Origin of the sequence: Streptacidiphilus neutrinimicus, from assembly GCF_000787815.1 — a bacterium.
Lineage (GTDB): Bacteria > Actinomycetota > Actinomycetes > Streptomycetales > Streptomycetaceae > Streptacidiphilus > Streptacidiphilus neutrinimicus.
Map to the genome: position 1 here is coordinate 42,691 of NZ_BBPO01000048.1, position 11,956 is coordinate 54,646.

Consider the following 11,956-nt stretch of genomic DNA (forward strand, 5'->3'; position numbering starts at 1 on the left):
CGGCGGCGCGCCGCTGGACGTGGCCACCGCCGCACTGGCGCTGCACCACCAGGTGATCCCGCACACCCCGGGCGTGCCGGCGGCACGGCCCGAGTACGGGCTCGACCTGGTGCTGGACGGGCCCCGCCCGGCCGCGCTGCGCACCGCCCTGATCGTCGCCCGCGGCTACGGCGGCTTCAACGCGGCCCTCGTCCTCGGCGCGGTCGCGCACTGATCCCCCGACGTATCGAAGGAGTCCCGTCCATGGCCGGACACACCGACAACGAGATCACCATCGAGGCGCCGATGGAGCTGGTCTGGGAGCGCACCAACGATCTCGCCTCCTGGCCGCAGCTGTTCAGCGAGTACGCCTCCGTCGACATCCTGGAGCGGGACGGCGCCACCGTCCGGTTCCGGCTGACGATGCACCCCGACGAGGACGGCACCGTCTGGAGCTGGGTCTCCGAGCGCACGCCCGACCCGGAGACCCGCACCGTCTCCGCGCACCGCGTGGAGACCGGCCCGTTCGAGTTCATGGACATCCGCTGGGAGTACCGCGAGGCCGAGGACGGCGCCGGCGTGGTCATGCGCTGGATCCAGGACTTCCACATGAAGCCCGCCGCGCCGGTGGACGACGCGGGCATGACCGCGCACCTGAACCGCAACACGGCCGTCCAGATGAAGCTCATCAAGGAGAAGGTCGAGGCGGCGGCGGTCGCCGCGCGCTGAGGCGTTTCCCCGACGACCAGGAAGGGAGCCGTTGTGCTCGCCCTGCTCGCACCCGCGGTGCTGCTGCTCAACGGCCTCGCCGCCGGCGTCATGCTCGGCACCCTGCTGGGCGGCTGGCCGCTGCTGGCCGCACTGCCCGCGGACCGCTACGTCGAGGCGTACGCGTTCCTCGCCACCCGCTACGACCCGGCCATGCCGATCTGCCTGCTCGGCACCCTGGCCGGGGACGTCACCCTGGCGTCGCTCTCCTCGGTGGGCAGCCACCCCGTCGCCCGGGCGTTGTTCCTGGTCGCGGCGGCGCTCGCGGTGACCACGATCACCATCTCGGTGAGCAAGAACGTGCCCACCAACCGGTGGATCCAGTCCGTCGATCCGGACGCCCCACCGGCGGACCTGCCCGCGAAGAAGGCCGCCTGGGGCGTCTGGAACCGGCGCCGCAGCCTGGTCGCCATCGCCGCCCTGTTCGTCAACTGCGCCGCCCTGTCAGCCCTGCTGTAAACCGATCACTCAAGGAACGAGGAGTCATGGATCTCGGCCTCACCGGTAAGAAGGCACTGGTCACCGGCGGGACCCGGGGCGTCGGGCGCGGCATCGTGCTGGCGCTCGCCCGGGCCGGAGTGGACGTCGTCACCTGCTACCAGCAGCCCGGTGAGGCCGTCACCGCGCTGGAGCGGGACCTCAAGGAGATCGGCGGCGACCACCTGGTGGTCCAGGCCGACGTCTCGGACCCGGCCCAGGTGGCCGCGCTGGTCGAGCACGCGCGGGTGAAGTTCGGCCGCCTCGACCTGGTCGTCAACAACGCCGGCGCGATCAGCCACATCCCCTACGCCGAACTGCCGGTGGAGGAGTTCCAGCGGGTCTTCGCCGTCAACGTCACCGGCGCCCACCTGGTCATCCAGAACGCGCTGCCGCTGCTGGACGCCGGCTCCTCGGTGGTCAGCATCGGCTCGAAGGCGGTCGACGCGGGCATCCCGCTGCGCTCCCACTACACCGCCACCAAGGCCGCGCTGGCGGGCCTGAACCGCTCGCTGGCCAAGGAGTTCGGCGCCAAGGGCATCCGGTTCAACGTGGTGGCGCTCGGCGTCGTGGAGACGGAGAACCTCTACAAGATGCCCGAGGAGCAGCGCGCGCTGATGGTCGAGCGCTACTCGGCCAAGACCGCGCTGGGCCGCCTCGGCCTGCCCGAGGAGGTCGCCGGGGCGATCATGTGGCTGGCGAGCGACCTCTCCCGCTACGTCACCGGCTCCACCGTCTCGGTCGACGGGGGCATCTCCTGATGGCGGCCCGGAACGCCGAGACCTTCCGGGTCCTGCTCTCGATGAAGATCAAGGAGGGCCAGGCCGCCGCGTTCGAGCAGGAGTGGCTCTCCGGCACGGACGCGGTCACCGGCCACCCGGCCAACCTGGGCCAGTGGCTGGGCCGCAGCAGCACCGACCCGGACACCTACTTCATCGTCAGCGACTGGGTCGACGAGGCCGGGTTCAAGGACTTCGAGGACAGCGGCGCGCACGTCGAGCACCGGGAGCGCCTGCACGCGTACCGGGCCGGGGCCACCTTCGCCACGATGCGGGTGGTCCATCGGATCGAGGGAGCGGCGACCCGTGTCGGGTGAGGTCCGCGTGATGGTCCACCAGCGGGCCAGGGACGCCGCCGAGCTGGCCGCCGTCGAGGAGGCCTACCAGCTGGTCTCCGCGCGGATGGCGGGCGTCCCCGGGCTGCTCGGCAACGAACTGCTGCGCTCCTCGACCGATCCGACCAGCCTGGTCGTCGCCAGCAGCTGGGTCGACCGGGCCGCGTTCGAGGCGTGGGAGCGCGGCGCCGAGCACCGCCAGGACACCGCGCCGCTGCGCCCCTACCGCGACGACCGGCTCGCGGTGCCGTTCGGCGTCTACGAGGTCGCCTCCGCGTGGGACGCCCAGGGTCCCGTCCCGCAGACCACTCCCTGAAAGGATGGAGAGATCCATGCGCGAACACACCCAGATCCTCGTCGTGGGAGGCGGCCCGGCCGGCTCCACCGCCGCGGGGCTGCTGGCCAAGCAGGGCTTCGAGGTCACCCTGCTGGAACGGGACCGCTTCCCGCGCTATCACATCGGTGAGTCGATCCTTCCCTCCTGCCGCCCCATCTTCGAGCTGCTCGGCGTCTGGGAGAAGATCGAGGCCCACGGCTTCCAGCCCAAGGGCGGCGCCTTCTTCTTCTGGGGCGAGGAGGAGTGGGAGGTCCGCTTCAGCGACATGGGCGACGCGACCAACGCCTGGCAGGTCCGCCGCGCCGAGTTCGACAAGATCCTCCTCGACCACGCCCGGGAGCTGGGCGTCGAGGTGCTCGAGGAGACCGGCGTCAGCGAGATCGAGTTCGCCGGCGGCCGCCCGGTGGCGGCGCGTTGGCAGGACGCCAAGGACGAGGCCGCCAAGGGCCGGATCACCTTCGACTACGTGATCGACGCCTCCGGCCGCAACGGCGTGCTGGCGGCCCGTCAGTTCAACAGCCGCAAGTTCCACGACATCTTCAAGAACATGGCGGCCTGGACCTACTGGAAGAACGCCAAGCCGCTGCCCAAGGGCCCCGAGGGCGCGATCGGCGTGGCCTCGATGCCCAACGGCTGGTTCTGGATCATCCCGATGGGCAACGACATCACCAGCGTCGGCCTGGTCACCGGCCGCGACCACTTCCTGGCCCGCAAGGCCGAGCTGGGCGGCGTCGAGCAGGTGTACTCGGCGGCCGTCGCCGACCAGGCCGTCGTCAAGGACATCCTCGACGGCGCCGAGCAGACCGCGGACTTCAAGGTCGAGGCGGACTACTCCTACGCGGCCGAGTCCTTCTGCGGCCCCGGCTTCATGCTCGCCGGCGACGCGGCCTGCTTCCTGGACCCGCTGCTGTCCACCGGCGTCCACCTGGCCACCTACAGCGGCATGCTGGCCGCCGCCTCGCTCGGCTCGACGCTGCGCGGCGAGGCCACCGAGGAGGAGGCCTGGGCCTTCTACCAGAAGGTCTACCGGCACGCCTACGAACGGCTGCTGGTCCTGGTCTCGGTCTTCTACGAGAGCTACCGCGGCAAGGACTACCACTTCTACAACGCTCAGAAGCTGAGCTCGGAGCAGCGCGACGAGCTCGACCTGCAGGCCGCGTTCGACCGCATCATCACCGGCATCGAGGACCTCAACGACGCGCAGGACGTCTACGCGGCCGTCCACGGGCACCTCAACGGCGCGGAGAGCGGCGACCCGATCCCGCTCAACAACCTGAACCGGGTGCACGAGGCGAAGCAGGCCCCGCTGAACGAGGAGCAGGCCGTGGCCGGCCTGTACCTCTCCTTCTTCCCGCAGCTGGGCCTCAAGCGCGCGGGCGAGAACGGCGCCGCGCAGAAGGGGGCCCAGGCATGAGCCTCAGCGGCAAGCGCGTGCTGGTGACCGGCGGCACCCGCGGCATCGGCCGGGCCACCGCCCTGGCCTTCGCCCGCGCCGGCGCCCGGGTCGCCGTGGTCTCCCGCGGCGGCGGGGAGGAGGTGACCTCGCTCGCCAAGGAGCTCGACGAGATCGGCCCCGGCCACGTCCTGCTCCAGGCGGACGTGACCGACTCCACGCAGGTCGCGGCCCTGGCCGAGCGCGTCGGCGAGGTCTTCGGCGAGCTGGACGCCCTGGTCAACAACGTCGGCGTGGACAGCCAGTTCTGGTTCGGGGACCTGCGCGAGGACGAGTGGCACCGCGTCATGGACGCCAACGTCACCTCGGTCTTCCTGGTCACCCAGGCGCTGCTGCCCAAGACCGTCGACGGCGGCTCGGTCGTCATCATCGGCTCCTCCGCGGGGCTGCGCGGCCGGGCCCGCGGGGTGCACTACACGGCCTCGAAGGCGGCCCTGATCGGCTTCACCCGGGCGCTGTGCAAGGAAGCCGGCGAGCGCCGGATCCGCGTCAACACCGTCGCGCCGGGCCTGACCGAGACGGAGCCCGGCGGCGGCCTGCCGCCGGAGGCGGTGGCCCGCATCGTCGGGATGACCGCGCTCGGCCGGATCTGCACCCCGGAGGACGTGGCCGGGGCGGTGCTCTTCCTCGCCGGCGACGACTCCCGTTACATCACGGGCCAGACCCTCAACGTCGACGGCGGCGTCTGAGGCCCCGAGCCCGTTCCGGCGGCCCCGGTCTCCCTCCCGGGAGCCCGGGGCCGCTGTCCGTTCTCCCAACCCCCAGCTACGGAGCTGCCATGGACATCGGCGTCGGTCTGCCCACCACCGTTCCCGACCGTGACATCACGCGCCTGCCGGCCTGGGCCGCGCACGCGGAGTCGCTCGGGTTCAGCACCCTGTCCACCCTGGACCGGCTCGTCTACGACAACGACGAGTCGCTGATCGCCCTCGCCGCCGCCGCGGCCGCGACCTCACGCATCCGCCTGGCCACGACCATCCTCATCGCCCCCTACCGCCGCGACACCGCCGTGCTGGCCAAGCAGGCGGCCACCCTGGACGCCCTCTCCGGCGGGCGGCTGCGCCTCGGCCTGGCGGCGGGCGGCCGGGAGGACGACTACGCCGCGACCGGCGCCAGCTACGGGGACCGGGGCCGTCGCCTGGACGCCATCATCGAGGAGCTGCAGGGCCACTGGGCGGAGGCCTCGCCCATCGGCCCGCGGCCCGCCACCCCCGGGGGCCCGCGGCTGATCGTGGGCGGCCACTCGCCGGCGGCGATGCGCCGCGCGGCCCGGCACGCCGAGGGCTGGATCGCGGGCGGCTCCTCCGTCGCGGGCTTCGCCGCCCTCGCCGAACAGGCCCGCACCGTCTGGGCGGAGGCGGGCCGCACCGACCGGCCGCGGACCCTGTCGCTCGCCTACGTCTCCCTCGGCCCCGACGGGCAGCAGCGGGCCGAGAACTACCTGCGCCGCTACTACGCCTTCATCGGCCCCAAGGCGGAACGGGCCGCGGCCGGTGTGCTCACCACCCCGGAGGCGGTGCGCGCCACCGTCGCGGACTACGGCGCGGCCGGCTGCGACGAACTGCTCTTCTTCCCGTGCACCGGCGACGCCAAGCACCTCGACCTGCTGGCGGAAGCCGCGTTCTGAGCGCGGGCACGAAGGAGGGCCGGGGCTTTCGCCCCGGCCCTCCCCTCCTTGCGGGTCCGGTCAGCCGACGGGTTCGACGACCGGTTCCGCAGCGCTGAAGACCAGCTCCGGCTGCGGCTCGCTGCCGCGGAGCAGCCGGATCAGCGGACCCGTCATGAAGGTCGTGACCAGGGCCATGACCACCATGAGGGAGTACAACCCGGGGTCCAGGACGCCGAGTTGGAGTCCGACGGTGAGGATCACCAGCTCGGTCAGGCCGCGGGTGTTCATCAGCGTGGCCATCACCGCCGAGTCGCGGCCGCCCAGGCCCAGCAGTCGGGCTCCGGAGAAGGCACCGACGAACTTGCCACCGACGGCGACGAGCAGGATCAGTCCGAGCTCGCCCAGATCGTCGCCGTTCAGCTTGGACAGGTCCACCTTCAGCCCGGCGATCACGAAGAACACCGGCAGCAGGAAGACCGTCCCCACCGTGCCGAGGCTGTCGCGCAGCCCCTCGCGGAGCCGGACCGGGCCGACCCGCGGCATCGCGAGGCCGAAGACGAAGGCGCCGAAGATGAAGTCCACGTGCATCCACTCCACGGCGGCGCACGAGAGCATCAGTCCGGTGGCCACGGCGGCCAGCAGCGCGGGCGTGAGACCCGCCTGGTTCTCACGGGCGGTGAAGAGCCGCTGGAACAGCGGCCGGACGACCCAGGCCATGAGCGCCAGATAGACCGGCGCGAGCATGACCCGCCACTGGAGGCCGCCGCCGGCGACCGTGGTCACCACCGCCAGCATGCCCCAGGCCAGCAGGTCGCCGACCCCGGCCGCCGCCAGCGCCAGCCCTCCGAGTTCGGTGTGCTGCATCCGCCGGTCGGCCAGGATCCGCGCCAGCACGGGGAACGCCGTCACGGACATGGCCGCGCCGATGAACAGCACGAAGCCGGTGTGCGAGTGCCCGATCTGGTGCCGGTGGGCCAACTGGAAGGCGAGCACCGCGCCGAGGCCGAAGGGCAGCAGCATGGAGCCCAGGGACACCCCGGCTGCCACCTTGGCGCGACCGCGTACCAGCGCCGCGTCCAGGTCGTAGCCGATGACGAACATGAAGAGCACGAGCCCCAGATCGGCCAGCGAGGTGAGGAACGGGCGCACGTCCACGGGGAAGAGCGCCCGGGTCACCGCGCCGCCGAACAGCGTGGGGCCGAGCAGGACGCCGGCCAGGATCTCGCCGAGCACCGGGGGCTGGCCAATGGCCCGCGCCCCGGCGCCCAGCAACCGAGCCAGCACCAGGATCACCGCGATGCCCAGGAAGAGCATCGCTGCCTGATGGTCGGTCATGTCAGCTGTGCTCCTTGCCGTTACGCCTGCGTCGTCACGGGCTCGAGGCCCGCCGCGGCGGCCAGGACCTTGCCCAGGACGTCCTTCGGCTCGCCCTCGTCGGTGGCGCCGCGCCAGGCGATGAAGGCGTCCGGACGGACCAGCGCCGCGCCGCCCTCCGGGATCCCCCAGACGTCGGCCCAGCCGCGGTCCTGCTCGGCGGGGACCAGGTCGGTGCCGACCAGGTACGTCCTGAGCGGCACGCCCAGCTCGTCCGCCGCCTTGACCGCGGCGTCCGCCCAGGCCTGGCCGGCCTCGCCGGCCGGGGCCAGCAGCACGTAGTGGTCCCAGAACAGGTCGACGGTGGAGATCCGCTCCCCGTCCCGGTCCAGCCAGTAGTGCGGGGCGCGGGTGCCCGGCTCGCCGGTCAGGGCCAGCTCCTGGGTCAGCGTGGGCGTGTCCATCGGCGCCGCGATGCCGGTGGAGCGGTAGCGGTAGCCGAGGGTGATGATGATGTCGTCCACCATCGCCTTCTTGTCCTCGTCCGTCGCGTAGCCGTGCCGGATCCGGTTGCGGACCAGCGCCTGCGCGGCCATGGCCGAACCGACGCGGTGGCGCTCGGCGTGGTAGGTGTCCAGCAGCTGGTCACCCGCCCAGCCGCTGATCACGCCCGCCAGCTTCCACGCCAGGTTGTGCGCGTCGTGGATGCCGGTGTTGGCGCCGAAGCCGCCCGCCGGCGGGTGGACGTGGGCGGCGTCGCCCGCGAGGAAGACCCGGCCGGTGCGGAAACGCTCCGCGACGAGCTGCGCGCCCTCCCACGGGATCTTGGCGACGATCTCCACGTCGATGTCCTTGCCGGCGGCGCGCTGCACGATGCCGACGCAGCGCTCGTCGGTGAAGTCCTCCGGCTTCTCACCCTGGTCCGGGTGGTAGATGGGCGCGGCCAGCCACGGGTTGATCCCGTGCAGCCGGGACAGGCCCATCAGGGTGCCGCCCGCGGAGGCGTAGCAGAGGATGAACTTACGGCCCTTGAGCAGCACTTCGAGCTCGGGGGCCTGGAAGTAGATGCTGAGCGCGTGGAAGACGGTGCCCCGCCCCTCGCGCTCGACACCGAGCGTGCGGCGCACCTGGCTGCCCGCGCCGTCGGCGCCGACCAGGTAGTCGGCGCGGATGGTGAGCTTCTCGCCGGTGTCCAGGACCTCGGCGGTCGCCGTGACGCCGTCCTCGTCCTGGACGAAGTCCAGCAGCTTGGTGCGGAAGCGCACGTCCGCACCGTTCTCGCGGGCCTTCTCGGCCAGCACCTTCTCGTAGCGGTCCTGGCCGCAGCCCATCACCCGCTCGGGGCTCACCTGCGGCCCGTCGAGCGACGGACGCTCGAGCAGCACCGCGTCGTCGATACCGGCGAAGGTCTCGACCTGGATGATGCCGCCCTCGAAGTAGGCGTGCGTGTCGCCCTTCTCCAGTGCGCGGATGTCCTTGCCCAGACCCGCCGCGCGGAACAGCTCCATGGTGCGGGCCTGCAGGCCCGGGGCGCGGGGAAGCAGGGAGGTGCCGTCCCGCTTTTCCAGCACCATCGTGGGCACGCCGTGGCGTCCCAGGAAGAGTGAAGTCGCCAGCCCCACCGGGCCGGCACCGATGACAAGAACCGGGACTCGAACGTCTACCATGCCGTTCCCCTCGTCGACGTGCTGTCGCTGAGCAGGAGTACAGACGGCGGCTCGAGAATGCCTTACGAACCTCTCGGTTCCCCTGCTGCGCGAGGGGCTCCAGCGGAAATCGACGCGCCTTCCATCCGGGGCTGGGAACGTCCCCGCGACCAGCCACATTGCAGAAGGAGCCTTCCGATGACGAGCACTCCCCTGGACGTCGGCACCGCCGCGGGCATCCTCCGCCTCGGCAACGCCTTCTGCGACGCCAAGGCGTTGCTGACCGCTGTCGAGTTGGACCTGTTCTCGCTGCTGCACAGCACGGGGGGTTCCACCGAGGAGGAGATCCGCACCCAGCTCGGCCTGCACGGTCGCGGCCTGCGCGACTTCCTCGACCTGCTGACCGCCCTGAAGCTGCTCACCCGCACGGACGGCCGCTACGCCAACGCGGCCGGCGCCGACGCGTACCTGGTCCGCGACAAGGAGCAGTTCGTCGGCGGCTTCCTGCTGCGCTCCAGCCGCAACCTCTACCCGGCCTGGGGCCGGCTCCAGGAGGCGCTCCGCACCGGCGAGGCGCAGTCCGGCAGCCACTTCGACGAGGTCGTGAAGAACCCGGCCATCCTGCGCCAGTTCGTGGGCAGCATGGACGCCTTCACCAACGTGCTGGGCCCGCACGTGGTCGAGGCCTTCGACTGGTCCGGCCACAACTCCGTGCTGGACGTCGGCGGCTGCCGCGGCAACCTGTGCGCCCAGATCGTCAAGGCGCAGCCGCACCTGGCCGGCCACGTCTTCGACCTGCCGCAGATGGCGCCGCTCAACGCCGAGCTGCTGGACGACCTGGGCCTGACCGGCAAGGTCGAGTTCCACGGCGGCAGCTTCTTCACCGACCCGCTGCCCGTCACCGCGGACGTGGTCATCCTCGGTCACGTGCTGCACGACTGGAACCCGGAGCAGCGCGAGGCGCTGGTCCACAAGGCGTTCAAGGCGGTCAACCCCGGCGGCGCGCTGGTCATGTACGACCGGATGCTCGACGACGAGGAGAAGCACGTCGAGAACCTGGTGATCAGCCTGGACATGCTGCTGGTCACCGACGGCGGCTCGGAGTACCCCGCCACGGAGGTCGTCGCCTACGCGGAGGCGGCCGGGGCAGCCTCCGTCGAGGTCTCCGAGCTGCACGACTACGACACGATCGTGGTCGCCCGCAAGGCCGCGTGATGACCGCGGCCGACGGCACCACCGAGATCGTGCGGGTGCTGCTGCGGATGGAGGTCCGTCCGGGGACGGAGGCCGAGTTCGAGCAGACCTGGCTCGAGATCGGCCACCGGATCGCCGAGCAGCCGGCCAACCTCGGCCAGCAGCTGGTCCGCAGCACCACCGACCCGCACGTCTACTTCGTCGTCACGGACTGGGCGGACGAGACCTCGTTCCGGACCTTCGAGCTCAGCGCCCCGCACCAGGACAACCGTCGGGCGCTGAACCGGTTCCGCGTCGCGGGCGAGATGACCGTCACCCGGCTCGTGCACCGGCTGGAGGTGGCCTCGTGAGCGGCGGGCTGGCGTTCGTAGGGCTGGGCAACATGGGCGGCGGCATGGCCGCCCGGCTGCTCGCCCGGGGCTTCGAGCTGACGGTGCACAACCGCACCGCCGAGAAGGCGGCCCCGCTGGCCGCCGCGGGGGCGGTCGTCGCCGACTCGCCCGAGTCGGCGGTGGCGGGCGTCACCACGGTCCTGATCAGCCTCGCCGACGAGCACGCGGTCGAGGAGGTGCTGTTCGGCCGGATCGTCCCGGCGCTCGCGCCGGGCAGCGTGGTCGTCGACACCTCCACCGTCTCGCCCGGCTACGCGGTCGAGGCCGCGCGCCGCCTGGCCGAGGCGGGCCTGCGGCGCGTCGAGGCCTGCGTCGTCGGCAACCCGCTGCAGGCCCGCGAGGGCCAGCTGCGGGTCTACGTCAGCGGCCCCGAGGACGACGTCGCCGCGGTCCGGCCGATCCTGGACGCGATCGGCTCCGAGGTGGTCCCGACGGGCCCGTTCGGGACGGCGACGACGGTCAAGCTCATCTTCAACCTGCTGCTGGGCGCGCAGGTCGCCTCTCTGGCGGAGGCGGTCGGCTACGGCGTCACGGCCGGGCTGGACCGCGACACGCTGTTGCAGGCCGTCGCGGCGAGCGGCTTCAGCTCGGTGGTGATGCGGTTCCGCGCGGAGCTGATGCGCGCGGGGCGCTACCAGCCGGCCTTCTTCCGCTCGGTGCTGATGGAGAAGGACCTCCGCCTGGCCGTCGCGGCGGCCCGCGACAACGGCGTGGACCTCCCGGTCCTGGAGTCCGTCCGCGCCGCGTTCGCCTCCGTGGTGGACGCGGGCGACGGCGACCTCGACGCGGCGGTCGTGATCGAGCACACCAAGCGATAGTTGCAACTCCCCAAGGGGCGCGAGGAACTGCGCGAGCAACCACCGGCATCCGGATGGCCCTGCTCGTTCGGCGAGTCACCGCACAGGGTGGCTTGTCGTGCAGTTCCTCGCGCCCCTTGGGTAGGTGCAACGTCCCCTTTGACCCGGTCTTGAGCCGTTCTGGCGACCGTTCTCGCACGATGGTTCAACAGTCACCCAAGACTTGGAGGACCCGTGTCCCGACGACTGTTCACCTCGGAGTCCGTGACCGAAGGTCACCCGGACAAGATCGCCGACCGGATCAGCGACGCGATCCTGGACGCGATCCTCCGCCAGGACCCGTCCTCGCGCGTCGCCGTGGAGACGCTGATCACCACCGGTCAGGTCCACGTCGCGGGCGAGGTCACCACGACCGCGTACGCGGACATCCCGGCGATCGTGCGTGAGGCCGTGCTCGACATCGGTTACGACTCCTCCGCCAAGGGCTTCGACGGCGCGTCCTGCGGGGTCTCGGTGTCCATCGGCTCGCAGAGCCCCGACATCGCGCAGGGCGTCGACAGCGCCTACGAGGCGCGGGTCGAGGGCGACGTCGACGAGCTGGACAAGCAGGGCGCCGGCGACCAGGGCCTGATGTTCGGCTACGCGTGCGACGACACGCCCGAGCTGATGCCGCTGCCGATCTACCTGGCCCACCGGCTCTCCCGCCGGCTGACGGAGGTCCGCAAGAACGGGACCGTCCCGTACCTGCGTCCGGACGGCAAGACCCAGGTCACCATCGAGTACGACGGCGACAAGGCGCTCCGCCTGGACACCGTCGTGGTGTCCTCGCAGCACGCGCCCGACATCGACCTGGACTCCCTCCTCGCGCCCGACGTG

At 71.8% G+C, this 11,956-nt stretch carries 14 protein-coding genes and 1 pseudogene; 13 read left to right on the forward strand and 2 right to left on the reverse strand.

The window, feature by feature from the left end; genetic code table 11:
• The 9 genes and pseudogenes from TR48_RS43620 to TR48_RS26540 form a co-directional block, all read left to right on the forward strand.
• Nucleotides 1-214: pseudogene (locus TR48_RS43620) on the forward strand (ketosynthase chain-length factor); the annotation flags it as partial.
• A 29-nt stretch (nt 215-243) separates the two neighbouring features.
• Nucleotides 244-708, forward strand: coding sequence for an SRPBCC family protein (locus tag TR48_RS26505; protein ID WP_042371790.1), 465 nt, complete (start codon nt 244-246; stop codon nt 706-708).
• A gap of 33 nt (nt 709-741) precedes the next feature.
• Nucleotides 742-1,206, forward strand: coding sequence for an anthrone oxygenase family protein (locus tag TR48_RS26510; protein WP_042371793.1), 465 nt, complete (start codon nt 742-744; stop codon nt 1,204-1,206).
• 26 nt (nt 1,207-1,232) lie between these two features.
• Entirely contained in the window at nt 1,233-1,985 is a 753-nt protein-coding gene (locus TR48_RS26515) for an SDR family NAD(P)-dependent oxidoreductase (protein WP_042371795.1), read from the forward strand.
• Nucleotides 1,985-2,320, forward strand: coding sequence for an antibiotic biosynthesis monooxygenase family protein (locus TR48_RS26520; RefSeq protein WP_042371797.1), 336 nt, complete (start codon nt 1,985-1,987; stop codon nt 2,318-2,320). Before TR48_RS26515 ends, TR48_RS26520 begins: the two co-directional genes overlap by 1 nt.
• Nucleotides 2,310-2,654, forward strand: coding sequence for an antibiotic biosynthesis monooxygenase family protein (locus TR48_RS26525; protein WP_042371799.1), 345 nt, complete (start codon nt 2,310-2,312; stop codon nt 2,652-2,654). Before TR48_RS26520 ends, TR48_RS26525 begins: the two co-directional genes overlap by 11 nt.
• Nucleotides 2,655-2,670: 16 nt before the next feature.
• A complete protein-coding gene (locus tag TR48_RS26530; protein ID WP_042371801.1) occupies nt 2,671-4,089 on the forward strand; it encodes an NAD(P)/FAD-dependent oxidoreductase in 1,419 nt (472 codons plus the stop codon).
• Nucleotides 4,086-4,817, forward strand: coding sequence for an SDR family NAD(P)-dependent oxidoreductase (locus TR48_RS26535; RefSeq protein ID WP_042371802.1), 732 nt, complete (start codon nt 4,086-4,088; stop codon nt 4,815-4,817). Before TR48_RS26530 ends, TR48_RS26535 begins: the two co-directional genes overlap by 4 nt.
• A gap of 89 nt (nt 4,818-4,906) precedes the next feature.
• A complete protein-coding gene (locus TR48_RS26540) occupies nt 4,907-5,755 on the forward strand; it encodes an LLM class flavin-dependent oxidoreductase (protein WP_042371804.1) in 849 nt (282 codons plus the stop codon).
• 60 nt (nt 5,756-5,815) lie between these two features.
• Here the strand turns inward: TR48_RS26540 and TR48_RS26545 are convergent, their stop codons facing one another.
• On the reverse strand, nt 5,816-7,072 hold the full coding sequence (locus tag TR48_RS26545; protein WP_042371806.1) for a cation:proton antiporter: 1,257 nt from the start codon (nt 7,070-7,072) through the stop codon (nt 5,816-5,818).
• 20 nt (nt 7,073-7,092) lie between these two features.
• The gene (locus tag TR48_RS26550; protein ID WP_042371808.1) at nt 7,093-8,718 is read right to left on the reverse strand and encodes an FAD-dependent monooxygenase; all 1,626 of its coding nucleotides are present in this window, start codon (nt 8,716-8,718) and stop codon (nt 7,093-7,095) included.
• Nucleotides 8,719-8,895: 177 nt separating this feature from the next.
• Between TR48_RS26550 and TR48_RS26555 the strand changes: the two genes are divergently transcribed.
• The 4 genes from TR48_RS26555 to TR48_RS26570 form a co-directional block, all read left to right on the forward strand.
• Entirely contained in the window at nt 8,896-9,912 is a 1,017-nt protein-coding gene (locus tag TR48_RS26555; RefSeq protein WP_042371810.1) for a methyltransferase, read from the forward strand.
• Nucleotides 9,912-10,241, forward strand: coding sequence for an antibiotic biosynthesis monooxygenase family protein (locus TR48_RS26560; protein ID WP_042371812.1), 330 nt, complete (start codon nt 9,912-9,914; stop codon nt 10,239-10,241). The genes TR48_RS26555 and TR48_RS26560 overlap by 1 nt, the downstream gene beginning before the upstream one ends.
• Entirely contained in the window at nt 10,238-11,101 is an 864-nt protein-coding gene (locus tag TR48_RS26565; RefSeq protein WP_084729786.1) for an NAD(P)-dependent oxidoreductase, read from the forward strand. Before TR48_RS26560 ends, TR48_RS26565 begins: the two co-directional genes overlap by 4 nt.
• A gap of 213 nt (nt 11,102-11,314) precedes the next feature.
• Nucleotides 11,315-11,956 (forward strand): S-adenosylmethionine synthetase N-terminal domain-containing protein (locus TR48_RS26570; protein ID WP_042371813.1); only part of this gene is annotated, 642 nt, incomplete at its 3' end.